General features: G+C 36.9%; 27 protein-coding genes. 7 read left to right on the plus strand and 20 right to left on the minus strand.

Annotated features, from left to right (window positions below):
* Positions 1 to 235 precede the first annotated feature (235 nt).
* Positions 236 to 472: a DUF6061 family protein gene (locus AC04Q4_RS12080; protein WP_118178326.1), complete on the plus strand. Its 237-nt coding sequence runs from the start codon at positions 236 to 238 to the stop codon at positions 470 to 472.
* Positions 473 to 737: 265 nt separating this feature from the next.
* Here AC04Q4_RS12080 and AC04Q4_RS12085 read toward each other — a convergent pair whose 3' ends face one another.
* From AC04Q4_RS12085 to AC04Q4_RS12100, 4 genes are all read right to left on the minus strand, one after another.
* The gene (locus AC04Q4_RS12085) at positions 738 to 1,655 is read right to left on the minus strand and encodes a sensor histidine kinase (protein ID WP_118178325.1); all 918 of its coding nucleotides are present in this window, start codon (positions 1,653 to 1,655) and stop codon (positions 738 to 740) included.
* Between the two features lie 19 nt (positions 1,656 to 1,674).
* The gene (locus AC04Q4_RS12090; protein WP_118178324.1) at positions 1,675 to 2,430 is read right to left on the minus strand and encodes an ABC transporter permease; all 756 of its coding nucleotides are present in this window, start codon (positions 2,428 to 2,430) and stop codon (positions 1,675 to 1,677) included.
* Complete coding sequence (locus AC04Q4_RS12095) at positions 2,423 to 3,337, minus strand: ATP-binding cassette domain-containing protein (protein WP_476389038.1); 915 nt, start codon at positions 3,335 to 3,337, stop codon at positions 2,423 to 2,425. Before AC04Q4_RS12095 ends, AC04Q4_RS12090 begins: the two co-directional genes overlap by 8 nt.
* 79 nt (positions 3,338 to 3,416) lie before the next feature.
* The gene (locus tag AC04Q4_RS12100) at positions 3,417 to 4,100 is read right to left on the minus strand and encodes a response regulator transcription factor (protein ID WP_118178322.1); all 684 of its coding nucleotides are present in this window, start codon (positions 4,098 to 4,100) and stop codon (positions 3,417 to 3,419) included.
* A 197-nt stretch (positions 4,101 to 4,297) separates the two neighbouring features.
* Between AC04Q4_RS12100 and AC04Q4_RS12105 the strand changes: the two genes are divergently transcribed.
* Complete coding sequence (locus AC04Q4_RS12105; protein WP_118178321.1) at positions 4,298 to 4,624, plus strand: helix-turn-helix transcriptional regulator; 327 nt, start codon at positions 4,298 to 4,300, stop codon at positions 4,622 to 4,624.
* Between the two features lie 75 nt (positions 4,625 to 4,699).
* Here the strand turns inward: AC04Q4_RS12105 and AC04Q4_RS12110 are convergent, their stop codons facing one another.
* The 4 genes from AC04Q4_RS12110 to AC04Q4_RS12125 all read right to left on the minus strand — a co-directional run bounded on the left by AC04Q4_RS12110 (position 4,700) and on the right by AC04Q4_RS12125 (position 8,119).
* The gene (locus tag AC04Q4_RS12110) at positions 4,700 to 5,407 is read right to left on the minus strand and encodes a DUF6040 family protein (protein ID WP_118178320.1); all 708 of its coding nucleotides are present in this window, start codon (positions 5,405 to 5,407) and stop codon (positions 4,700 to 4,702) included.
* Positions 5,385 to 7,106 carry a MobA/MobL family protein gene (locus AC04Q4_RS12115; RefSeq protein ID WP_373219539.1) on the minus strand — a complete coding sequence of 574 codons (1,722 nt, stop codon included), beginning with the start codon at positions 7,104 to 7,106 and terminating at the stop codon, positions 5,385 to 5,387. Before AC04Q4_RS12115 ends, AC04Q4_RS12110 begins: the two co-directional genes overlap by 23 nt.
* A 327-nt stretch (positions 7,107 to 7,433) precedes the next feature.
* The gene (locus AC04Q4_RS12120) at positions 7,434 to 7,748 is read right to left on the minus strand and encodes a hypothetical protein (protein ID WP_006859028.1); all 315 of its coding nucleotides are present in this window, start codon (positions 7,746 to 7,748) and stop codon (positions 7,434 to 7,436) included.
* A gap of 140 nt (positions 7,749 to 7,888) precedes the next feature.
* Positions 7,889 to 8,119: a helix-turn-helix domain-containing protein gene (locus AC04Q4_RS12125; protein WP_004843519.1), complete on the minus strand. Its 231-nt coding sequence runs from the start codon at positions 8,117 to 8,119 to the stop codon at positions 7,889 to 7,891.
* 171 nt (positions 8,120 to 8,290) lie between these two features.
* On the opposite strand from AC04Q4_RS12125, the gene AC04Q4_RS12130 reads away from it, so the two are divergent.
* The 3 genes from AC04Q4_RS12130 (at position 8,291) to AC04Q4_RS12140 (ending at position 10,697) form a co-directional block, all read left to right on the plus strand.
* Entirely contained in the window at positions 8,291 to 8,920 is a 630-nt protein-coding gene (locus AC04Q4_RS12130; protein WP_118280429.1) for a helix-turn-helix domain-containing protein, read from the plus strand.
* Between the two features lie 86 nt (positions 8,921 to 9,006).
* Positions 9,007 to 10,302, plus strand: a complete 1,296-nt coding sequence (locus tag AC04Q4_RS12135; protein ID WP_008400148.1) for a tyrosine-type recombinase/integrase — start codon at positions 9,007 to 9,009, stop codon at positions 10,300 to 10,302.
* Positions 10,303 to 10,487: 185 nt separating this feature from the next.
* Positions 10,488 to 10,697, plus strand: a complete 210-nt coding sequence (locus AC04Q4_RS12140) for a DUF6219 family protein (RefSeq protein ID WP_005421572.1) — start codon at positions 10,488 to 10,490, stop codon at positions 10,695 to 10,697.
* 74 nt (positions 10,698 to 10,771) lie between these two features.
* Here the strand turns inward: AC04Q4_RS12140 and AC04Q4_RS12145 are convergent, their stop codons facing one another.
* The 3 genes from AC04Q4_RS12145 to dinB form a co-directional block, all read right to left on the minus strand.
* Entirely contained in the window at positions 10,772 to 11,335 is a 564-nt protein-coding gene (locus AC04Q4_RS12145) for an ArpU family phage packaging/lysis transcriptional regulator (RefSeq protein WP_005421571.1), read from the minus strand.
* 236 nt (positions 11,336 to 11,571) lie between these two features.
* Positions 11,572 to 11,817: a hypothetical protein gene (locus AC04Q4_RS12150; RefSeq protein WP_330594857.1), complete on the minus strand. Its 246-nt coding sequence runs from the start codon at positions 11,815 to 11,817 to the stop codon at positions 11,572 to 11,574.
* A 5-nt stretch (positions 11,818 to 11,822) separates the two neighbouring features.
* Positions 11,823 to 13,073 carry a DNA polymerase IV gene (gene dinB, locus AC04Q4_RS12155; RefSeq protein ID WP_173737985.1) on the minus strand — a complete coding sequence of 417 codons (1,251 nt, stop codon included), beginning with the start codon at positions 13,071 to 13,073 and terminating at the stop codon, positions 11,823 to 11,825.
* A 184-nt stretch (positions 13,074 to 13,257) separates the two neighbouring features.
* Here dinB and AC04Q4_RS12160 point away from each other — a divergent pair, with 184 nt between their 5' ends.
* Positions 13,258 to 13,965 (plus strand): S24 family peptidase, encoded by a 708-nt coding sequence (locus AC04Q4_RS12160; RefSeq protein WP_044924547.1) that lies wholly within the window; start codon positions 13,258 to 13,260, stop codon positions 13,963 to 13,965.
* A complete protein-coding gene (locus AC04Q4_RS12165) occupies positions 13,958 to 14,131 on the plus strand; it encodes a hypothetical protein (RefSeq protein WP_226815871.1) in 174 nt (57 codons plus the stop codon). Before AC04Q4_RS12160 ends, AC04Q4_RS12165 begins: the two co-directional genes overlap by 8 nt.
* Positions 14,132 to 14,308: 177 nt before the next feature.
* On the opposite strand, the gene AC04Q4_RS12170 is transcribed toward AC04Q4_RS12165, so the two are convergent.
* The 9 genes from AC04Q4_RS12170 to AC04Q4_RS12210 all read right to left on the minus strand — a co-directional run bounded on the left by AC04Q4_RS12170 (position 14,309) and on the right by AC04Q4_RS12210 (position 23,164).
* Complete coding sequence (locus AC04Q4_RS12170) at positions 14,309 to 14,881, minus strand: CDP-alcohol phosphatidyltransferase family protein (RefSeq protein WP_055057096.1); 573 nt, start codon at positions 14,879 to 14,881, stop codon at positions 14,309 to 14,311.
* On the minus strand, positions 14,871 to 15,935 hold the full coding sequence (locus AC04Q4_RS12175) for an FUSC family protein (protein ID WP_173757517.1): 1,065 nt from the start codon (positions 15,933 to 15,935) through the stop codon (positions 14,871 to 14,873). The genes AC04Q4_RS12170 and AC04Q4_RS12175 overlap by 11 nt, the downstream gene beginning before the upstream one ends.
* A 33-nt stretch (positions 15,936 to 15,968) precedes the next feature.
* The gene (locus tag AC04Q4_RS12180) at positions 15,969 to 17,012 is read right to left on the minus strand and encodes an ATP-binding protein (RefSeq protein WP_476389039.1); all 1,044 of its coding nucleotides are present in this window, start codon (positions 17,010 to 17,012) and stop codon (positions 15,969 to 15,971) included.
* Positions 17,012 to 17,683 (minus strand): response regulator transcription factor, encoded by a 672-nt coding sequence (locus tag AC04Q4_RS12185; protein ID WP_003698938.1) that lies wholly within the window; start codon positions 17,681 to 17,683, stop codon positions 17,012 to 17,014. Before AC04Q4_RS12185 ends, AC04Q4_RS12180 begins: the two co-directional genes overlap by 1 nt.
* Before the next feature lie 18 nt (positions 17,684 to 17,701).
* Positions 17,702 to 19,135 carry a phospholipase D family protein gene (locus AC04Q4_RS12190; RefSeq protein WP_055249576.1) on the minus strand — a complete coding sequence of 478 codons (1,434 nt, stop codon included), beginning with the start codon at positions 19,133 to 19,135 and terminating at the stop codon, positions 17,702 to 17,704.
* A gap of 198 nt (positions 19,136 to 19,333) precedes the next feature.
* Positions 19,334 to 20,893, minus strand: coding sequence for a cardiolipin synthase (gene cls / locus AC04Q4_RS12195; protein WP_014080824.1), 1,560 nt, complete (start codon positions 20,891 to 20,893; stop codon positions 19,334 to 19,336).
* Between the two features lie 35 nt (positions 20,894 to 20,928).
* A complete protein-coding gene (locus tag AC04Q4_RS12200; protein WP_117525961.1) occupies positions 20,929 to 21,609 on the minus strand; it encodes a GTP pyrophosphokinase in 681 nt (226 codons plus the stop codon).
* Positions 21,610 to 21,647: 38 nt separating this feature from the next.
* Positions 21,648 to 22,625: a choloylglycine hydrolase gene (bsh, locus tag AC04Q4_RS12205; RefSeq protein WP_005347230.1), complete on the minus strand. Its 978-nt coding sequence runs from the start codon at positions 22,623 to 22,625 to the stop codon at positions 21,648 to 21,650.
* 134 nt (positions 22,626 to 22,759) lie between these two features.
* The gene (locus AC04Q4_RS12210; RefSeq protein ID WP_173737989.1) at positions 22,760 to 23,164 is read right to left on the minus strand and encodes a hypothetical protein; all 405 of its coding nucleotides are present in this window, start codon (positions 23,162 to 23,164) and stop codon (positions 22,760 to 22,762) included.
* Positions 23,165 to 23,169 lie beyond the last annotated feature (5 nt).

A 23,169-nucleotide genomic window follows, 5' to 3' on the forward strand; every position in this document is an offset into this window, starting at 1 on the left:
TCCTCATAAACCCTTGAAAATACTAAGTTTGTAGCAAGTGAACTTTCCCTTACTCTTTCCCTTGCGTTATATTCTCCCATTGGCTTTCATGAACCTTAATATGGGAAAAATTAAGGGAAAGAAAATTTCATAACACAGTATAACATATAACAATAATGACATGGTGAACTGATTGAAATGTTTTCGATATTTAACTCTGTAACTGATGATTAAAAGAAAATGGAGATAAGATACGATGAGAACAATTTATGCAGAATACAACATAAACCACGATAGTATTGATGTTTACACAAGTGCTGGATATATGCTTCGCATTGATTGCTGGGAAGCTGAAAAAGATTTAAAAATCACATATGGATCAGAATGTGCGCTTACTTCATTGGCTGTGGATGAACCTTTGGAATATGCGAGATTATATCTTAATGGTAATTTACAGATGTGGGTGGATGCAGAAGATTCACTTGAATTATAGGCAATTTAAACAAAAGTTTATATCTGATTTTTGATTGGAAAAATGAACGAGATGCAAACAAGGCAAGAGACTCGTTAACACAGATATTTTTTACATAATCAAAGTGGCAGGGGAGAAATCTCTGCCGCTTTTCTTCTTAGTAGGACCATTCATAATTCATTTATTGATATTATTCCTTTGAACGAGTATCCTCCTACGCCACCATGTTTGTTTTAGAATATTATTTGCACGAAAAATGGCGGATTTGAAACCGCCATCAAGTTTTTTATCCTTTTTGTTTAGGAAAGCACACTACAATTTCAAAAACATTATTATTTAGAGAAGCACTGATAGAACCGCCCATTTTTACTGTTAAATTCTTTGCTATTGTGAGACCCAAACCGGTTGTTTTGCGGGAACGGGATAAATCTGTTGTATAAAAACGATTAAATATTTTGTCTATATCAGATTCATTTATGCTGTCTGTAAAATTCTGAAAAGAAAAATGGTAATTTTCATTATCATCATAAGATGAAAAATGATAATCACTTTTCCCATGTGACAAGGCATTAGAAATGATATTTTCAAAAATTCTGGTTACTGCTTTTTCATCTCCATAAAATGGAAAAGAAATCTCTGCAATACTTAATACTGGAATGATTTTGCGTTCCTCAAAAGATTTAAAAAAGGAAACTGCAACAGAGCGTAAAACAGCATTTAAATTAAATGTAGTATAAGAAAAATCCATTTCATCAGCCTCTATTCGTGCAAATTCAAACAACTGATTTAGTAACTGATTTAAAACATTCAATCTTTCGTTTATAATAACTGCTGCATCTAAATCTTCCTCGGACAACTCAGGTGATTGTAGAAGCATTTGTGTATAGCCTTGAATAGCAGTCACAGGTGTTCTAAGATCATGGGCTAAATTTGTAATTGTTTCTTTGATTGCCTCATCCTTTTTTTGTAATGAATATACTTGTTTGTGGTAAACTCGAAGCAATTCATTTAAAGCATTTACAAGATCGGTTATATCGGAAGAAGGAAAATCTAATGTCAATTCCGCATGGGTAAATGAATGTAAAAGTGTTTGCAATTTCTGGCTTAACCGGGTTACCTCCCTACGATGAAACAAGTAAAATGATAAAACAATAATAAGAGATAGTGTCACAATGATAGCATATATTTGAAGTACCACACTCATAACATTATCCCTCCCTGCATTATGTAATATCTCTTTTCTTGAAAATTGTTCCTATAACTCCACCAAATATAATCATATAGGCGAAGAAAATGATAATTGCGGTTGGAAGCCATTGAACTGCCATATCTATTCTTGTTTTATTGATATTACTAATTGCCCAAAAAATTGTGATGTTATATCCTAAGCCCAAAATACTTTCCAATCCATGAAGAACCAGATAACCAAAAAATATAAGCAAAGCATTAACTGCCATGCTAACTGAACTGTTTCTTATGAGAAAAACAAGTGAAATTGCGAGCGTTGATACAGCCATATGATATAATGCCTCACAGAATATGTAGGACACTATATTGCTAATGTTTGTAAAAGTAAAACCGCTTATTCCAAAAAAAATTTTATTACATAACAAACCAATTAAAAAGGCAGACACCAAAAAAAAGGATGATACAATCCAGCCAATTACCAATTTTGAGAAGAAGTAACTCCATCGTGACAGACCTTTTTCTATATAATGTTTTACAGTCCCTTGACGAAAATCATTTGAGAAATAGTAGCTGCAAAAAATAATCAAAGGGAATACAACCGGGTAATAATTAAAAAAAGAATCCCAGTAATTTGCAGAAACTTTTGTACCTACCAAATATTCCCTCATGCCAATTGTTGCTTTTTGTGCATAAGCACATAAGAATATCCATCCTGTCATCATAAGAAAACATACTTTCAAGACTTTTCCATGTATTGTTTTATAAAAATCAGCTCTAATTAAATTAAGCATTGACTATGCCTCCTCTCATTTTTTCATTAAAGTAATCTTCCAGTGACTCCTTTGTTACAGTACATTCATCAACAGAAATTCCATGATTAACCAGTAAGGAGTTTACAATTCCGGGATTGTCTACATATTCAAAAATCCGAATATTATTATCGGAAAGAATTTCGTAGTTTTTAGTATGGAGATTTTTCTCTATTAAAATAGCGGCCTGTGCAGTATCTGATGCCTTAATTTTTAAACAACATTGACATTTTTCATTTAATTCTTTTGCAGTAATTTCTTCAATCAGCTTGCCATTTTTAATAATGCCGTATTTCGTTGCAATTTTTGACAATTCCCCCAAGATATGACTGGAAATCATAATGGTAATATGTTCTTCCCTATTTAGTTTTAATAAGAAATTCCTCATATCTTGTATTCCAGTCGGATCTAAGCCATTGATAGGTTCATCAAGAATCAGAAAATCAGGATTTCCCAGCAAGGCAACGCCAATGGCTAAACGCTGTTTCATACCTAACGAAAATTTTTTGACAATTTTATTTTCATATTGTGACAAACCCACCTGCTTTAAAATTTGTTGTACAGATTCTTTGCTTGACAGTCCATATGCTTTTCTAAATACTTCCAAATTTTGTTTTGCGGTTAATTCTGTATAAAGTGCCGGAGATTCAACTACGCAACCCATACGATAACGCTCGGTTTGAGGAACAAAATTTCCAAATAGTTCAATAGAACCTTCTGATGGTTCGACCAAACCTGCAATCATTTTCATTAAAGTAGACTTACCAGCACCATTTTCTCCAATCAAGCCATATATTTCGCCTTTTTGAATAGAAATGGATACTTTATCAACAGCATAATAATTTGTGTATTTTTTAGATACTGTGTTCGTTCTTAGTATATATTCCATGATATATCCCTCCTTGTGATTTTAGTGTAAGGGATAAGTTTAAGTAAATTATTTTCTAAATCTAAGGATTTCATAAAGATTATATGTCCATCTTAAACCCAATTCCCCAAACCGTTTTAATATACGATTTACTATTATCTATTGCAGCAATTTTTTTGCGTAAGTTGCTGATATGAACATTGATAGCATTTTCAGTTCCCTCTAAAGCTTCATTCCATAATTGCTCATAAATCATATCTTTCGTAAATACTTGTTGCGGATGTCCCATAAGCATTTTCAATATAGCAAACTCATTTTTTGTAAGGGGCAATTTTTGATTTTTTAGAGTGGCCTCCATTCCTATTGTATCTAAATTTAAATCGCCACAACATAACAAGGAATTTGATGTATATTGATTTTCATAAATCCGTCGTAAAATCGTTTCAATCCTTGCAAGTAGTTCTTCTATATCGAAGGGTTTCGTTACATAATCATCAGCACCGTTTTTCAATAAGAAAATTTTACTTTTAGAATCTTCTTTTGCAGATAGACCGATTACAGGTACATTTTTTGTTTTCTTTATTTCTGCTAAAACTTGTTCACCAGAAAGACCGGGAAGCATTAAATCCAAAATAATCAGATTAACTTTTTGCTTTTCAAGAAAAAGAAGGGCTTCTGTTCCTGAATAAGCAGAATATGTTATATAACCATTTTTCCGAAGATATTTAACAAGCATATCATTGATGGCCATATCGTCATCAACTATTAGAATTGTGTAATTCATATAAAATACCTTTCTTTAACATTGATCAATTTGCAGAATATAATTTTATGGCATATTCGTATCAACTTTATCACAATCGTTTGCCATATTCAATCATGTGGCTATTTGATAGTGAAATAAAATACTATTTAACATCAAATTTCACTACATTCTCATAATTCAACCCGAAATGTACAATGATATAGGGTGATATGAGAATGAACCAAGATGAAATCAGGTTTGACTTTCATGGGCTCGGGCTGGCAATCAAACAAGCTAGAGAAGAAAGAGGCTGGACACAGGCCTATGTGGCGGAGCTAGTCAGCAAGACAGACCGCACGATTATGAATATTGAAAACAAGGGACAACATCCCAGCTTCAATTTATTTTTCAAACTCGTTACCATGTTCGATATTTCCGTAGACCAGTTTTTCTACCGGGAAGAACAGCGGGACGAACACAGTTGCAGAAAGCACATTATGTTAGTTTCCAATATTATTTACATTGCTGAAACAATGAAACAGACATATCCTAATATAAATTGAAAAGGAGAGAGTATAATAGCAGGGGACGATGTGTGTTTTATCCCCTGCTCGTATACGTTTTTTATCATATTTTCATCAATATAGCTTGGTATCTAACTGATTTTTCAAATAACATCTAAGTCCAACATATACTCCCTGCAAAAGTATAAAAAGCAATAGAAGATTTATTGACATTATTTTTTTGATTGATTCTCCAAAAAAAATAATGACAGAAGCACTCGTCAGTATCATCAGTAGGGTAATAACATCCCAACAGTTTTTCTTATATAATTCTATAACCTTTATTTCTATCAGTATCGCCAGTATCCCTGTCCCTGCCACACATATTCCTACAATCAATATTAGCAATAACCAATATATGATTCCGGCTATAATCTCATTTGGAATTTTTGTGCTGATCTGTGCCGCAGATTGCCCAGCATCAATCGTCCATCCGATAAAAGTCTGTATGAATGATGTTAAATCGTTGAAAAATAATTTACAATCGACAAGGAACATATCTGACTGTACTGCCTGAAAAAGAGTGGTTGTCAACGAATACCATGCAAGAAGGAACAAGGTTGTTTGGAACATTACCGTTTTTGCTTTATACTGTCCTGCAAGTCGCTCTTTTTGTGTTTCGTATTTTGCTTTTGCATTCTGATAGGCTGTCCGGTTACAGGCTTCACATTTTTCATAGAGTACCGGCTTTTCTACCGGTATTTCTACGATTTTCTGATGTGTCCGGGCATAATCCCGTTCCTGTGTTAAATAGCATATTTTATCTTGACATTCCTCTATCATGACGTTTGCGCTTCGCAACTTCTCTTTCTCGATCCGCAATGCTCTGTCTGCCAGCTTCAAGTCGTTCTTTAATGCTTGAATATTCCCGGCTCTGTTCTCTTTGTTTAATTTCTCGTTCAAGGTCAGAGATTCGCTGAGCTGCGTCTTCAGTTCCACGATAAGCTGTTCTTTCTGTTCTAGTTCTTCTTGTATCTCCTCGGTCAAGAGCAGAAGTTCTTCCAACTGTTCTGCGTTCTTTGATTCTCTGGATTCGTTCATCTATATCACGTCCTTTCCTTATTTGCTGTTCCAGTTCAGCAATTCGGTGTTCTGTTTCAGTAATAAACTGTTTTCGCTGTTCAGATTTTGTGCCAATTTCTGCCATTGCTGATTTTCGTTTTCCAAAAGTTCTATCTTTGTTTTCTGTTCTTCCATCTTGGAAAGCAGTTCCTCGGTATTTGGCAAAATGTTGAGCAGCTCGGATAACTCGCTGTTTAATTTTTGCAATTTCTGATTCTGTTCCTGCATAAGAGAGAGCTGGATGTCCCGGTTCTGCATTTCCAGAATCATTTCTGCCATTAGGTTCTGCTGTTCTTCGATTTGACCAATCATGGATTCCATTAAGGGTATAATTTCCCGGCTTTCTTCTAATGTCATTTAATCGCTCCTTCCATAATGATAATGCACCCGATACTTTTCCAAAGGTGTCCAGTATCCTTTGCAATAACGTGTTTTGTTGTTTTATGATTTGATTTTCCGCTACTTTCCACGAGCCTTTTATTTCCTGCCCGGCAAGAAACTTTTGTTCAATCTTTCTTGCGTCAGCTCCTTCATGGATGGTAGGAATCTGGAGTTTTCCCTGCTTTTCATAAGAACGGTGATCAACCTGATTATGCAAAGGCAGATGTTCGTTACACACCTTTGCCCATTCACTCCGCCACAGTTCACAGTTTTTTGGATTGTTCCATCCAGTAGCATCGGTCAGCACCCGTTTCCATTGCAGGCGGTTTCTTGCTCCAATCTTCTGAATTCCGTTTTCGTCTAATACAGGGATACGGATTCCATGACGGTCAGGGTTTTTCTTATCCTGCCACCAGTTCGGATGGGATTCATCAATCACGATATTTCCGTTTTTATCTCTGACAAAATCCCAATCCTTGACTTCTTTCTTTCCCCAAGAATGATCCGGGTTAAAAGGGCGCATAGTCAGAAGCAGATGGACATGGGGGTTGCCATCCCCTTTATCGTGGATACTCCAATCAGCACACATTCCCTTATCCACAAATGTTTTTTGGATATAGTCGGCTGTGTATTGAATCTGTTCCTGTCTGCTCCATTCTTTTGGGAGGGCAAATTCAAATGACCTACCAAGTTGGGCATCTGCACTTTTTTCAATCTTCAATACCTCATTCCATAACCTTTGTTTCTGAAATGTGATTTTGAATTTTTTTAAGGCAGCTTCTTTATCTTCTGACCTTTTGTATCGGACAGATTTTTGAAAGCGTTTTATATTTTCTTCTGGTACTATCTGCCATTCAGGAGGTGCGTTTTCGCACATCATCAGTCGGGTGTAGACCACTTCTTTTTTAGATGTGTAATAACTGATTCGCCCGGTTTCCTCATTTTTCATCACATCCCCATTGAGATATGCGGAAGCGGAGATAATAGATTTCCCTTTACTTCGTCCGACTATTTTGACTGTGTAATGAAAAATCGCCATGTCTGGATTCCTCCTTTCTGCACATCCGGCATAGATTTCCGGCAACATTGCTTTCAGTTTTAGAAAAAGCAGCATTGACGGAACGCCCTCTGCGTAAGAGTGCCCTGCGCATAACAGCCTGCATGGAATGCGCCCCTCTGGCGAAGAGTGCCTCCTGCGGCATGAGCAGGTCTGGCTGAAAGCCCCGCCGACGGAACGAGCCCGGCAAGCGTGAGCGCAGACCGGTTGCCACTTGTGGCAAACTTATTTGGACGACCTCTGGTTGTCCATAAGTGCGCCCTTCATGAAAAAGCAATGAAGGGAATGAAAAACTCATCCCCTCCGTCATTACACTTCCTCCATATCGGTATTTGTTTCTTTCTGCATTGCCTTTGAGAAAAATTTTCCATTGGCTTCCTGCTTTTTCAGAAAACCAATCAGCTTTGGGATGTCTTCCTCCTCAATAGGCGCACCAAGAACGGATTCCACCGCACCGCCAACCTGACAGAGCCTATGGGTTCGTTTTTTACTTTCTTCGGCTTTCTTTCGTTTCAGAAGTTCTTTCTTCTGTGCTGCATATCGTTTTGCTTTTTCAAGGCTTTCCTGTTCCTTCTTTTCCATTTCAAGCATTCGTTCTTCATAACTTTTTGTTGATTTTGCCATTATTACATTCCCCTTTCTTTTGCAAACATAAGTTCTTGGTTGCGTATCAGAAGAAGCACATGGTATAATCTTCTTGCGTGTAGGTATATCATGGCTTCGGTCTGATAGAACCTTTGGCGGTTTCTTTGGAAGCCGCCTTTTTAATTTGCCGCAGTTCTTGTTACGGCTTTTACATTTCCTCTATCCCTCAAATCACGACCTTCATTCGCTTCCATAAACATTTCCAGAATATCGGTTTTAATCAGGACTTTGCGACCAACCTTTAATACTGGAAGTTTCTTCCATTCTACAAGCTGTCTTAAGGTATTTCTGCCGATTCCCGTATAGTCAGCAGCTTCTTCGATGGATAATGCAATTTTTCTTTGCGTCATATAATCACCTCCTTATAAATTGCATTATGCAATTCTTGTGATGTAAGTATATCCTTTTCATATCTTTTTGTCAAGCGTTACGAAATATTAAAAACAAACTTTGTATTGCATATTGCAATTTTGGAAAAACAATGCTATAATTCATACATACCGAAAAAGGAGGCAGTCAGCATGAAAGATAAAGAATTACGCAAGCTGATAGGCAGCAGAATAAAACAGCGCCGTCTGGAATTGAATCTGACACAGCCTTATGTCGCAGAAAAGATGGGTGTTACTGCTTCTACAATCCTGCGTTATGAGAATGGTTCGATTGACAATACGAAAAAAATGGTGCTGGAAGGTCTTTCGGAAGCACTCCATGTATCTGTGGAATGGCTCAAAGGGGAAACAGATGAATATGAAACCGACATTACGGATAAGAGAGAGTTACAGATTCGTGATGCGATGGGAGATATTCTGGAACAGTTACCGCTTGCCCTTACCAAAGAAGAAGATGCTTTTTCAAAAGATTTATTACTGCTGATGTTAAAACAATATGGTCTGTTTTTGGATTCCTTCCAGTTCGCCTGCAAAAACTTCAAGGGAAATGCAGGTCAGACGGATATTGCCAAAACAATAGGGTTTGAATCGAATGAGGAATATAATGAGATTATGTTCTTAAGGGAAATCACTCCTACCATCAATGCTCTTAATGAGATGGCGGACGTTGTAAGGCTCTATTCCAAGAAACCAAAAACAGCAGAACAAAGGCTTGCAAATCTTTTATCAGAAGTCTTATACGAAGATTCCGAATCGGTATAGTAAGACAACCGGAGTTATGATATACTTACACGCACGAAGCATTTCATCAGTTCCGATTGTCTAATATCGAAAGGAGATATACGATTATGGCAAAAGGATCTGTAAGAAAAAAAGGAAAGAAATGGTACTACCGCTTCTATGTAGAGGACGCAAGCGGCAATCTTGTTCAGAAAGAATGCGTTGGAACAGAAAGCAAAAGTGAAACTGAAAAGCTGCTCCGTCAGGCAATGGATGATTATGAGAAAAAGAAATTTGTTGCCAAAGCGGAAAATCTCACAGTCGGACAACTTCTGGATGTGTGGGCAGAGGAGGAATTAAAAACAGGTACGCTCAGCAATGGTACTGTGGAGAATTACCTCGGAACAATCCGAAATATTAAGAAACACCCATTGGCAGAACGGAAATTAAAAAATGTAACCTCTGAGCATTTGCAATCCTTCTTTGATTTGCTTTCCTTTGGGGGAGTTCATCCCGATGGAAAAGAGAGAAAGGGTTACAGCAAAGATTACATCCATTCTTTTTCCGCAGTCATGCAGCAGTCCTTCCGCTTTGCAGTATTTCCAAAACAGTATATTACGTTCAATCCCATGCAGTATATTAAACTGCGGTATCAGACGGACGAAGTTGATTTGTTTTCGGATGAGGACATGGACGGAAATATCCAACCAATTTCACGAGAAGATTATGAAAGACTGCTTGCGTATCTTCAAAAAAAGAACCCAGCCGCAATACTTCCAATCCAGATAGCCTATTATGCCGGGCTTCGTATTGGAGAAGCTTGTGGTTTGGCATGGCAGGACGTAAATCTGGAAGAACAATGCCTTACCATAAGACGCAGCATCCGATATGATGGCTCAAAGCGCAAATATATCATCGGACCAACTAAGCGGAAAAAAGTGAGGATTGTTGATTTTGGAGATACGCTGGTAGAGATTTTCCGTAATGCCCGGAAAGAGCAGTTAAAAAATCGAATGCAGTATGGAGAACTTTATCACACGAACTACTACAAAGAGGTCAAAGAGAAAAACAGAGTGTACTACGAGTATTATTGCTTAGACAGAACAGAGGAAGTCCCGGCAGATTATAAAGAAATTTCTTTCGTCTGCTTAAGACCTGATGGCTGTCTGGAACTTCCGACTACTTTGGGAACGGTATGCAGAAAGGTAGCAAAAACATTAGAGGGATTTGAAGGCTTTCATTTCCACCAGTTACGTCACACCTATACAAGCAACCTTTTAGCAAATGGAGCTGCCCCAAAAGATGTGCAGGAATTGTTGGGACACTCAGATGTCAGTACCACAATGAACGTCTATGCTCACTCCACAAGAGATGCGAAACGAAAATCGGTTCGGCTTCTTGATAAAGTGGTGGGCAATGACTAAAAAATTTCCCTTATTTCCCTTGTGATTATCTCATAAGGGCAAAAACAAGGGAAACTACATATCATTTTACTAATGGACAGGCGGGAAAGCCTGTAAAATGGGAAAGTTAGAGGGATAATTATATAAATTCCAGTTTGCATATTTCTTAAAAAGATGTATGATATAAAAAAGCTCAGGAGGTTCAAATGAAATCACATAAATACTGGTCCATCGGTGCGCTGGTTTCCATGATCGGAACTTGCTACACCGGCTATAAGGATATGAAATCAGCACATAAATATTTTGCATTCAGTTCACTGATCTGCATGGCTATGGCCATTTACTCAGGTCATAAAATGATTTCTGGCAAATCCAGAAAAAAGAAAGAAGCTGCAGCTGAAGAATCTGCAGAATAATAAGAGGAATAGGGGAGTATTCCATTATATATAAGCCTGATGGAAAGGGGAGATTCCATCAGGCTCTTTCAGATCTACTCTTCCGTTTCTGGAAAAGACGGCTTATATCGTTTGTTTGCAGATTGTGGCACTACGATTTCAAAAAAATAATATCCCAGATACCGGAGAGCTACTTTTTTCTTCCGGTAAAAACTTGCCCGGCTCATCCCCAGTTCAAGCATAATTTCCATATCTGTCATTTTTCTATGTCTGCAGAAGCAGCCATAAAGCACATCATAATATTCGGTTCCAAAATTCGGGGTAAAATATTTTACCAATGTCATTGCCCGGTTGACCATATCGCAAAGTCCATAGATTAGAATGATATTGTTTACTTCTTTTTTCAGTTTTCCTAAATTCATGCGGTAATCGTAAGAATCCATATACTGAAGAGCATAAGCCATGTTCTCATTGATCTTTTCCTGACACTCCTGCTCTAATTCATCCAGAACCATCTGATTTTCCAAAATCAAGTCCTGATAATTGTTCATCAGTTCCTTGATTTTTCCATAGTACAGGTTCATTCTTTCTTCTGTATGGCGTGCTGCATTTAAGGTTACTTCTTTAAACGATCTGATCGCATAATCTCTTTCTGTCATTATCAAAATCTCCTTTTTCGTATTGAATCGTCTTTCTCTGACGTTCTACACTCCCATCCCTGTGATTTTGACGAAAGCTCAATAAGAATTATTCTTGAGCAGGGCCACATCTGCATAGACAATATAGTGGGTATATTGTTTCATGGACATAAATGTAATGCCCTTATATGTCAATCTGAAAAGAGCAAAAGGGAAAGGTCAGCTCTTCTGCAGATCCTGTTTTCTTTCTTAAATCTTTACGCACTCTTGCGTTCCATAAACCACTTATCAAATTCATAATATAAATGGCATTCCTTACCATCTACCAATACCGTATACATGATTCCAGTACCCCCTGCCTTACGGCTCGCACATCGTTCTTTTGATTTTACTTTATCAATGATGTACTTCGTTCCATCTTCCCAGATAAATTCTACGGGCATCATAACACCATCGGTACTAAATTTTACGGTTACTTCAACATATACTTTATAACTTTCCAAAGAACTTACCTCCCATTAAAATATCCTACTGGATGTACAGTGTGGGATTTCTGTGCATCCAAACTTGATAAGACTTTATCCTGATACATAAATGCTCTCTGGACACTGTGATAACCAAACCGTCGTCTGATTTCATCTACTGCTCTGTCTAGCTTCTCCTGTTTTTCTCGACGTTGTTCATTCATAAATAAATCTAACTGCACCGGTACTGTTCCCATTACCAGATCATCAGCACGAATGCCAAGGCTTCTGATCGGACGTGACCAATGATAATTTTCCTTGAATAGCTGATAAGCTGCTTTCATAATCTCATCTGTAATGTCAGTGGGTTCTTGAATTTTTTTCTGTCGCGAAAAATGATACAGATCATTGTCCCGGATAGAAATTGAAACTTCATTACATTTAAAACCATGTTTCCGCAATCTGGCTGCAACACTTTCTGTCAATGCCATCAGAATAATCTGTACATCTTGATCACATTCCAGATCTCTCGGTGTTGTCGTACTGTTACCAATAGATTTGATCGGAGCATGATATGATTCTGCTGTAACCGGCGAATCATCCCATCCGTTTGCAAATGAAAATATCACAAGTCCCATTTTTCCAAGCTGCCGTTCCAGAAAATTTGGATCTGTTCTTGCCAATTCTCCAATCGTGCGAATACCATATTTCTGTAGAGTTCTATTCGTTGATCTTCCTACATATAGAAGATCTGATACCGGAAGTTTCCAGATTAGTTCACGGTAATTCGTCCGATTAAATTCTGTAATTCCATCAGGCTTCTTATAATCGCTTCCAAGTTTTGCAAAAATTTTATTCCAGGAAATTCCAATGCTTACCGTAATACCCAGTTCTTTCTTTACCCTTCTGTTAATTTCTTCTGCAATTTTTCTTCCATTACCTTTCAGTAAAGAACTGTCAGTTACATCAAGCCAGGCTTCATCACATCCATACGGTTCAATTTGATTCGTATATTCCGAATATATTTCTCGCAACATTGAGGAAAACTTCAAATATAAATCCATCCTCGGAGGCACAAATATCAAATCCGGGCAAACCTGCTTTGCCTGCCACAATGCCATGCCAGTCTTAACGCCGCTTCTCTTCGCAATATAATTCGCTGTCAATACAATTCCATGCCTCGCTTCAGGATCTCCTCCTACAGCTAATGGCTTACCAACATATTCTGGATGATATAGCATTTCCACACTAGCATAAAAACAGTTGGCATCACTGTGCAATACTACTTTTTCCACATTTTCACCTCCCTTTTAGAACATGTGTTCTTTTTTCTATACAGGCATTATATATCGTTTTTAAATCTTTGTAAAGTAGCAAATATGTTGATTTTCTGGATTTTAACGCTATTATTGTTGATTTTTTATCTGTTATGGGTTATAGTATATATAGGGAATAAATACCTGCATATGGAGGTGTATGATGATAAAGAAAGATTTTGGATCCATTATTGCTAATAAAAGAAAATACCGAAAACTGTCTCAACCACAACTGGCAGCTCTTCTGTGTGAAAGAGGCTTAGATGTAAAAGCTCATTCTATCAGTAAATGGGAAAAAAATGTAAACCTGCCAAATGTTTTACAATTTTTTGCCCTCTGTGAGATTCTTGAGATTTCCGATATAAATAGAACATTCCAGATTGGAACGGATGAGAAACTTTTCTCCAAATTAAATGACGAAGGACAAGCCAAAGTTCTTGACTACATGAACCTATTAATGAAAAGTGGGGAATACATTCGAGAAGAACCAATCATTTATCAATTTCCACGAAGAACTCTCAGTCTCTATGATCTCCCGGTTTCAGCTGGAACAGGACAATTCCTTGATTCCGACCGTTTTTCCGAAATTGAAGTTGGTGATGAAGTATCTTCCAGTGCTGACTTCGGTGTCCGGGTATGTGGTGACAGCATGGAGCCTCTCTATCTGGATGGACAGATCATCTGGATTCATAAACAAGAAACACTTGAAGAAGGAGAAATCGGTGTCTTCTTCCTTGATGGTGATGCTTATGTAAAGAAATATCATCAATCCGATTCCGGTATTCAGCTTATTTCTCTAAATAAAAAATATGCCCCTATCCAAGTCACTTCCGGATCCACCTTAAAAACTTTTGGAAAAGTAGTTGGCTAATTTTAAAAGGCTGATGGTTCAGAACGAGGACCTGGATTATTTCGGACTCTGCAGTTCATTGAATGCGACTCCGGAACTAATGAGCTTTAAATTATACAGCCTGACAAAACGAGGCCAGGCTTATCATATGCCGATGGAGATTCAGAGCAATTTCCTGGCGAAATAAAGTAAATAAAGATCCTGTTCTATATATCATAGTATGAACAGGATCTTTTTATAATGATTTATTTTCTATCTAAAATTTTATTAAACCGACTAAAGACTCCATAGTTTGTGTGTTTGACTTACTGTTTATATCTATCTTCTCCTAAATATTTTTCTAGTCATTGCAATATAAAATTGCTTATACAGTCTCTTCCTTAAGAGTCCTGGTATTCTGGATAATATACAGAGCGACCGATATGACCATCATTATAGCGCACAAACCAATCAACAGATCTGATACCATCGGTGTAATGTGGAACCATATAATATGCACCGCTGCAGTTCCATATAATAAAAAGGTTACTATCTTTCCATGCCAGTCTGCACCATGTACTTTTCCTGTCTTTCGTATCACAAGACATCCACTGACTACCATATACAGCTCCTTACCTGCCATTATTACGATTAAAAGAAGCACATGCGGAAAACGAGTAAACAGACAGATTAACATCGCTGCCTGTGTCAGCTTATCAGCCACCGGATCAAGTATTTTTCCTAAATTACTAATCCTATGGAATCTTCTTGCGATATATCCATCAGCAAGATCCGTAAGACCAGACAGCAATAAGATTTCACCAGCTAACAGAGGATTTTTCTTTACACAATAACTCCATATAATTACCGGAATCAGACAAAGCCGAAAAAAAGAAAGAAGATTAGGAACCGTAATAATTCTATTCAAATTTTCTTCCTGATTCACTTCACTCTGCATGTACGGTCATCTCACTTTCCTTTTTTTTAGACATAAACCAATAAAATATAACACAAAATGCTAAAGCAAACACAACACCAAAAACATTTTGAATCACTCTAAGACTAACCGCTCCTTGTAGTCCATAAGTCTCTGCAGCAATGGCTAAAGCACCAAATGTGTTAAATACTGCCTGCCAGCCATATTGTGCTGAAAATCCTACACCGATTCCACCAAGGATTCCTATATATGCATAGATTGACGAAGGAAGCAGAAAATATAATACTGTAAAACATATAACACCTGCAATATTTCCGACAATCCTTTTACGGACTCTGTAGTGCATATCTTCCATAAACGGCAAAATCGCGGACATGGCCGCAATACCAGCCCACATTGCACGTGGCATATTACAAAGTTCTGCAATGCAAAGGACAATCGGTACGCATAAAATCTGACATATCTGCCATTTTGTTCTGGAAGAAGTGATATCAAATTCTTGTATCAGATCTTTCAGATTTCTTTTATAAGTTCTGTTTTTATGATTTCGATAAAATACGAAGCAGGTAAGTGCTGCACCTAAAGCCATTCCGACTAATCGCATCTGATAGCTTTTTCCCGTAACATCATAACCATATAGCAGCAGATACCCAAGAACCAATGTAGATTGATTAAACATGAATGGATTATGGCATCCGAACAGAATCAACACAGCCAGTGCCGCAATATTTAACAGCATTCCCAATACCGGTGAAAACTGATTTGCTAAATGCGGACATACAGTCATAATTACAAAGAACAAAGCCAAAAGCATCGTAGATTGTCCGATGTGGATCCCCAGATCCGCATTTCTAAACACCATGAGACATAATAAGACTACTACACCTACAATGCTGTTCTCCTTTCCAAATAGGATGCTGAAAATACTAACAAAGAAAAAACAAAATGCCATTGTAACAGCTACCTTCACCAGATATACCCACATATGATATAATTTTTCTTTTAGTGTTTCACTCTTTTTCAACAGGTTTTTAGAACCTGCCTGATTTAACTGCAACTCCTGATAAAATGTCATATAAATCCTCCCATCTTCTAATTTATCTTAAAACTATATAATCTCATCTTTCTGCTTTGGCAGCTCTATAACAAATCTGCATCCACCATATTCACGGTTTTCTGCTTTGATTGTCCCTCCGGCACTATCTACAATCCGTTTTACAAGTGTAAGACCTAGGCCATTTCCTTCTGCTTTATGAGATCCATCTACCTGATAGAACTTGTCAAATATTCTGGATTTTACATCATCCTCTATTCCTGGTCCTTCATCTTCCAGAATGAACTTAACAGAATCCTGTTCTTGTTTCAGAAACATCGTAATTGTCCCCTTTGAAGGGCTGAACTTAATCGCATTATCCAAAAGATTTATCCAGATATGCATAAAAAGTCCTTCATTCCCAGTATATTTAACTTTCTCCAATTCTACCTGAAAACCAATTTCTTTTTCTGTCCATTTTGTTTCCAATGAAAGAAATGCCTGGCGGATCTGTTCATCCAGACGATATTCTGTTTTTTTCATTGGTATATTCTGATTCTCTAACTTGGATAACAGCAAAATATTACCAACCAATCCAGAAAGTCTTTGGGTGTTAAATAAGATTTTTTCTACATATTCCTCTTGATCCGGAGACAGTTCTTCTCCCTGAAGCAGCATTGTATATCCTTCAATGGCATTAATCGGGGTCTTAAACTCATGAGAAACATTAGATACAAAATCCATCTGCAGCACCTCTGTTGCACGAAGTTCTTTTGTCATAACGTTAAAACTTTGATAAGATTCTCCAACTTCTGCTATACGGCTGTTCGTTTCCAAATGCTGTTCAAAATCTCCCTGAGAAACTTCCTTCATTGCTTTACTAAGTCTGGTAATTGGTTCCAGTAACTTTGCATTGATAAAGGAAGTGATCAGCCCTGCAATCAATGTATTGAAAATCAAAAGCCAGCCAAGCACAGGTATGCTGCCCGGCAGATTAAAAAAATGATTCAAAAAAGCAAATAATAAAGCAGATATGACTGTTGAAAATACAAGTGCCAGCCAGATTGCACCAGTCAGACAGGATCGGATCCGCAATCCTTTTTCTTTCTTTTGTTCCATTATTTTTTCACCACCTTGTATCCAATTCCACGCATTGTTACGATTTCAAAATCAGGGTTATCTTTAAAACGCTCTCTGATTCTTCCTATATGTACCTCTATCGTATGTGGGTCTGCCTCCGTCTCGTATCCCCATACTTCATCCATCAACTGTTGTTTTGTAAATGTTCTGCCTGGCGAAGCTGCAAGCTTATATAAAAGCAGGAATTCTTTTTTAGGCAAAACAAGACTTTCCTTATCAGTTGTAACCGTCATTGCATCATAATCAAACTCTGTTGAACCGATCACAATTTTGTGTTCATTCAGTATCTGTGCACGGCGAAGCAGTGCTCCGACTCTTAAAACCATTTCATTCACATTTACCGGTTTTACCATATAATCGTCACTTCCCGAAAGAAATCCCTGGCGCATATCATCAAAGGAACCTTTCGCAGTGATCATAAGCACTGGTATCTGATATCCTGCTGAACGAAGTTCTGACACCAGTTCATAGCCATCCATAACCGGCATCATAATATCAGAAATGATCAGATCAATATATTCCTTATCCAATACTTCTAATGCCTGTGCTCCATCCGATGCACTTTTGACTTGATATCCATTCTTCTCAAGCACTTTTTGGAATAGCTGGCTTAATTCTTTATCATCTTCTACAATCAATATTTGAAACACGTTTTCCTTCCTCCTTAATTAAAACAGATACCTTGCCCATCCAAGCAGATGCTGTACCAAAAATATTTTTCTCTGACGTTTCTTTGTTAATTCGATTGGCTCTACATGATATGGATCATTATAAGTTCCGCCTTCTAATATCTGGCGGGACACTTTTTCATACTCCATCATGCCCTCTTCCAACTGTTTATTAATATCTTTACTGCGAATTACAAGCATCAGTTCCGTATCCAGATATGCACTTCTCATGTCCATATTAAAGGAACCGATTACAGACAGATCATCGTCAATCAGAATACTTTTTCCGTGGTATGAATAACCGCCTTCATATTCCCAGATATTAATTCCTGTACTTAAGATTCTATTTCTGTTTTTCGCATAATCGGCAGACCCAAATGGATTCCCATTATTCGCAACTGAATTTGTCATGATAGAAAAATCTGAAACGTTCTCTGCAATCTCCTCCCATGTATTATACATCATATCATTACAGATAATATATGGCGTGTGGATCTTCACACGATTTTTTGCATTTTTCATCAATTCTCCCAACTGATACCACACTACTGGTTCTTTGGAACCTGTGTGAATAGGATTTGACACTAATGTAATCTTTTCTGTCTCAAAAGTTTCGTCCGTATAATCGGTCTCGCAGATTCTTTCCTTATTCTCTTCAAAATATTTCTGATAGCTGTTCTGCAGCTCTAAAACTGCGTTCTTTACAGATTTTCTATTTGCCAGTTTTTTATTGTTATGAAAATAACCACTGTCTTCCTGATTCCATATGGTTTCAAAATACTCTGACAACTGGTTAACTGAATTTTCTTTCTCAGGTTCATCGCAAACCACTAACACGTCTCTGTCATAGTTCTTATGTCCCGGAAAATCACCCAGGAAATAATTGTATGTATTTCTTCCCCCAAGAATATATCTCTTTCCATCTGCAATCAAATATTTATCATGCATTCTACCCATCATTTTCCACGGTTTCAACGGATTGGCCTTATTATACAGTTTAATTTCAACATTCTCATGGGAAGATAATCCATAGAAATACGGATTTCCTTCCATATCAATCCAACTCTCCATTCCATCTACTAACAGACGAATATGTACACCTCTGTCTGCCGCATCATGCAGTGCTCCTAAAATCAATTTTCCACTTTCATCGGATTGAAATGCAAAAGTAGAAAGAATAATTTCCTTTTTTGCATTCTTGATCAAACGCACTCTTTGTAAAAGCGCTTCTGGATTCTTCTCTATGATTACTGCCCGTTCTGTATTTTCACTGCATTCGTTCCATGACCCATTTTTTGTTTCTTTTTTGGTTGTATTGGACACTTCCGGCTGCTTTTTATATGCAACGCAGATTCCGAGCAATTCATAAAAAGCCACACATAAAAAAATTGCCAGTATAACAAGAAGGATTTTACATATTTTATGCTTTTTCATTGTACATCACCTGATTCCTTTTTATTTCATACTTATACAATACAAAGTCAATCTCAATTTAACCTCAACAAGGTTTGTTTTTTTCATCCATGCAAAATCTTCTTTGTACAACAGACTGTTAGATATAGCAAAAACGGCCTTTCAAAAACAGTTAACTTCTAAATCAACTGTTTTTTGAAAGGTCGTTTCATCAGATTCTTATAGCAATCCAGCAAATAATCTCATAAATAATTGTCCCAGTCGCAAATATGCACTTCGTCCGGTTTGATATTGGTCTGTCACATCACGACATTCTCCCATCGTTCTTATCAGATCATTTTTTATTTCCACAACTGCCTGACAATCTGCCATAAAACAGCCGTTTTCAAAATGGTGATATAAACTTCGATAATCCAGATTAATTGTTCCACAAGTTGCCATACAGTCATCTGCTACACTCATTTTTGCATGACAGAAACCAGGAGTCCACTCATAAACACGAACACCATGTTTAACTAATCCATGATAAAAAGAACGAGTTATATTATAAATAAATTTTTTATCAGGGATACCAGGTGTGATAATTCTTACGTCTACCCCTCGCTTAGCAGCCAGACATAACGCATGCGTCATTTCATCTGTTATGATTAGATATGGAGTCATAAACCAACAGTATTTTTCAGCTTTATTTATCATACTGATATAAACTTCTTCTCCTACTTGCTCATTATCCATAGGGCTGTCTGCATAAGGTTGAACAAACCCAGTTTGCTGTGCCGCATAATCATAGTGGAAAAGGTATTTACTAAAATCAGAATCATTAGCATCCTTATCACTTACTGCATTCCACATTTCCAAAAATGTCACCGTAAGCGACTGAACAGCATCTCCTTCTAAACGAATACCTGTATCTTTCCACTGTCCATACGGGTGTGTGTAATTAAAATATTCGTTTGCTAGATTATATCCACCTGTAAATCCGACTTTTCCATCAATAACTGTTATTTTTCTATGATCACGATTGTTCAAAAACAGATTTAAACCTGGCATAAACGGATTGAATACACGGCAATGAATTCCTATTGCCTCCATCTTTTTCACAAAATCTGTGTTAATAAAGCCTATAGAACCCATATCATCGTAGAATACTCTAACTTCCACACCTGCTTTTACTCGCTCTTCCAGAACATCTTGAATCTTATGCCATGCTTCAGCGTCTTCTATCGCATGATATTCCATAAAGATAAACTTCTGTGCTTTCTCCAAATCCTTAAGCTGTGCCTCTAATCCTTTCACTGCTTCATCAAAATACACAATATCCGTATTCTGATAGATTGGATACTGCGAATTTCTTTGTATGTAACTTGCTATATTTCCTGCTTTCGGAATTGTTTCTTTTATTCTGCTCAAACACTCCTGACTGTCCGGAAGCATTGGTAACAATTTGCTATCAATTTCTGCATATCGCTCACGCATTTTATGTGTGCCACCATTCAAACCAATCAACAAATACAGGCCTACACCCATAATTGGGAAAATTAGAATTAAGATGACCCAAGGCATTTTCATAGAGGATGTCTTATTTGATGCGTACAATCCCAAAACCAAGATCCCACTCAAAATCCTTGTAAATAAATTTATGATTTCTGCATATTCATTCAAGCGTGTTACGATAGTAATAATAAAAATCACTTCTAGAAGAATGCAGATTATGGAAAAACACAGCCGTTTTACCCCATTTTTTGTTTTTGCTTTGCCCTCTAAAGTATCTTGTTTCATATATATTCCACCTTCCTATTTGCTCAGTTTTCTCCCTAAATTTCGTGGAACATACCAATTTTGTCTTTTATTCTCTGCATTTCATTATCTGCTTCAATGATAGCTCTTGCAGAATGAAGTAATTCTTCACTTATCTCATCATAGCCAGGCATTTCTTCAATTCCTTTTTTATAGCGAAGTTGATGTTCCAATGTTGCCCAGAAATCCATACCATTGGTTCGAATCTGTAATTCTACACGCATAGGTGTTTTACCCTTAGCAAAAAATACTGGTATTTCAACAATCATATGATAGCTTCGATAACCATTCGATTTTGGATTTTTTATATAATCTTTTATTTCAATAACTTTAATATCATCCTGTTGGGTAATCAAATCTGATATCATATAAATATCGTCAATAAACGCACAAACTATTCGAACGCCTGCTACATCATTGAGATATGTCTGTATATTTTCTGTTGTAAATTCATATCCCATCTTCTGCAGTTTATCGTAAATACTATTGGGCTGCTTAATTCTTGTTTTTATAAAAGAAATAGGATTTCGATTGTTCTCAACTGAAAATTCATCATCCAAAACCTCAAGTTTAGTTTGTATCTCCCGAATAGCACAACGATACATCATCATTAAATTATAAAATTTTGTAGCATTATTTAAAAACTGTAGTGATTCCGGACTAGCCATCCTGAGTTTTTTTACTTCATCTTTTGTCATGAAACTTTCCTTTCTACCTCATCCCTGATTTCAAAACATTATTTATTTTGATAGTTGATTCGTTCTCCTTGAATTACTGGATAACAAATCATTTTATCACTATCCAGATTTTCTACATGCATATCTACTGCACTGATCTGATGGTTTTCATAAGTATTGTAATAATAAATACCTTTTGTAACATTACAACACGACGTATACAATGTGATTTCATATTTTCCATCCGCTACTTCGCAACATCCTCGTTGCTGATCCACAGATCCGAGAATGTGGAAGAATTGGCTAACGCTTTCTTCCTCTGATTCACCTGAAATTGCATTTACCTTTGTAAAAGCTACACGTACAAAGCGAGAGGAAGATGAGAGATCTCCCGGAAGACCTAATCCTCCCATACCTCTACTATATGCATCAAGAGCCAAATTTTCGCAGAAAGTATTTCTGGGCTGTTTAGGAGATAAATACATATAATTATTTAGTTGAAACATCTGCTGTGGAAATGGCGGATTATTCGTAAGCACTCCTACTGGATTGTCATAAATATGCAAACCATCTGACATAGATTCTACCGTAATTGACTCATTCTCATCAGAAATGATCCAGTGTAATTGTGCTAATGGTAATTGCTCGCTGAAAGGAGTATTAACAATATTAATTCGTTCAAGAAGCTCGCGAACTTCAACTAAAGAAGAACACTGACTTAAAATCCACGGAATAAATTCAAACTGTGCAATATTTTCCACATCTGGCTTAATCGCGGCATAAACAGCATTTCCGACAAAATTCAGTCCTGCCATTGCCACTCCTTTTTCATTCATAGCATCATAATACAAAGGATAATCTTCTGCAACATGAGCCATTCCAATAATTGCATAATGATTTTTCATATCGCCAACATGGCGAAAATTAAACGCATAATTACGTGGTGTAATTACTATCTGATCACCATAAGAGAATTCATAATCAAGGGTTCGTCCAAAGTAAAAATCTTTTGTTTTATAAGTTGCTGCTGTACACATGATCGTTTATCCTCCTAAATAGATTGAAATATGTCAATGAGTTTTTTCTTGAACAATATTATAGCACAATTCTTTTATTTTGTTCCAACTTCATACATGATCATAACATGTAAACTTTAAACTATTTTCCTAGATTATTTCTCCATCAGTTTTTCAAACCAGGTATCCATAGCTAGGATGAATTGACTTACGTCTGGCAATTCTTGCAGCATTTCGTTTAGGGTTTTGTGCTTCACATATTTCTGCACATACACCCAACAGGCAACGCTACTGGCTTCTGATACAATGTCAGCTATGGTTTGGCGCATAAGCTCTTCAAATTCAGCAATTTCTTCTTTCGGAACAACATCATACAGTGTTGGTGCCTGATGACTTATTTTTACTCCATTTTCATTTGCATCTTTAAGCAGATTCTTAACTTTTTCTCTTGAATCCTCCGGTACTTTCATGTATTCCCACATAAATGCTACCACATCGGCTGGTGTGTCTTTTTTAAGTGGTGGTAGCTGAATATAATCATTGTTTTCGCTCATTTTCATATCCT

This window comes from Blautia sp. HA8986 (assembly GCF_056504635.1).

Bases quoted from the DNA above. Each gene is read 5' to 3' on its own strand.
- AC04Q4_RS12080 (WP_118178326.1), top strand. From the start codon at position 236: ATGAGAACAATTTATGCAGAATACAACATAAACCACGATAGTATTGAT.
- AC04Q4_RS12085 (WP_118178325.1), bottom strand. From the start codon at position 1,655: ATGAGTGTGGTACTTCAAATATATGCTATCATTGTGACACTATCTCTT.
- AC04Q4_RS12090 (WP_118178324.1), bottom strand. From the start codon at position 2,430: ATGCTTAATTTAATTAGAGCTGATTTTTATAAAACAATACATGGAAAA.
- AC04Q4_RS12095 (WP_476389038.1), bottom strand. From the start codon at position 3,337: ATGGAATATATACTAAGAACGAACACAGTATCTAAAAAATACACAAAT.
- AC04Q4_RS12100 (WP_118178322.1), bottom strand. From the start codon at position 4,100: ATGAATTACACAATTCTAATAGTTGATGACGATATGGCCATCAATGAT.
- AC04Q4_RS12105 (WP_118178321.1), top strand. From the start codon at position 4,298: ATGAACCAAGATGAAATCAGGTTTGACTTTCATGGGCTCGGGCTGGCA.
- AC04Q4_RS12110 (WP_118178320.1), bottom strand. From the start codon at position 5,407: ATGATAGAGGAATGTCAAGATAAAATATGCTATTTAACACAGGAACGG.
- AC04Q4_RS12115 (WP_373219539.1), bottom strand. From the start codon at position 7,106: ATGGCGATTTTTCATTACACAGTCAAAATAGTCGGACGAAGTAAAGGG.
- AC04Q4_RS12120 (WP_006859028.1), bottom strand. From the start codon at position 7,748: ATGGCAAAATCAACAAAAAGTTATGAAGAACGAATGCTTGAAATGGAA.
- AC04Q4_RS12125 (WP_004843519.1), bottom strand. From the start codon at position 8,119: ATGACGCAAAGAAAAATTGCATTATCCATCGAAGAAGCTGCTGACTAT.
- AC04Q4_RS12130 (WP_118280429.1), top strand. From the start codon at position 8,291: ATGAAAGATAAAGAATTACGCAAGCTGATAGGCAGCAGAATAAAACAG.
- AC04Q4_RS12135 (WP_008400148.1), top strand. From the start codon at position 9,007: ATGGCAAAAGGATCTGTAAGAAAAAAAGGAAAGAAATGGTACTACCGC.
- AC04Q4_RS12140 (WP_005421572.1), top strand. From the start codon at position 10,488: ATGAAATCACATAAATACTGGTCCATCGGTGCGCTGGTTTCCATGATC.
- AC04Q4_RS12145 (WP_005421571.1), bottom strand. From the start codon at position 11,335: ATGACAGAAAGAGATTATGCGATCAGATCGTTTAAAGAAGTAACCTTA.
- AC04Q4_RS12160 (WP_044924547.1), top strand. From the start codon at position 13,258: ATGATAAAGAAAGATTTTGGATCCATTATTGCTAATAAAAGAAAATAC.
- AC04Q4_RS12170 (WP_055057096.1), bottom strand. From the start codon at position 14,881: ATGCAGAGTGAAGTGAATCAGGAAGAAAATTTGAATAGAATTATTACG.
- AC04Q4_RS12175 (WP_173757517.1), bottom strand. From the start codon at position 15,935: ATGACATTTTATCAGGAGTTGCAGTTAAATCAGGCAGGTTCTAAAAAC.
- AC04Q4_RS12180 (WP_476389039.1), bottom strand. From the start codon at position 17,012: ATGGAACAAAAGAAAGAAAAAGGATTGCGGATCCGATCCTGTCTGACT.
- AC04Q4_RS12190 (WP_055249576.1), bottom strand. From the start codon at position 19,135: ATGAAAAAGCATAAAATATGTAAAATCCTTCTTGTTATACTGGCAATT.
- cls (WP_014080824.1), bottom strand. From the start codon at position 20,893: ATGAAACAAGATACTTTAGAGGGCAAAGCAAAAACAAAAAATGGGGTA.
- AC04Q4_RS12200 (WP_117525961.1), bottom strand. From the start codon at position 21,609: ATGACAAAAGATGAAGTAAAAAAACTCAGGATGGCTAGTCCGGAATCA.
- bsh (WP_005347230.1), bottom strand. From the start codon at position 22,625: ATGTGTACAGCAGCAACTTATAAAACAAAAGATTTTTACTTTGGACGA.
- AC04Q4_RS12210 (WP_173737989.1), bottom strand. From the start codon at position 23,164: ATGAAAATGAGCGAAAACAATGATTATATTCAGCTACCACCACTTAAA.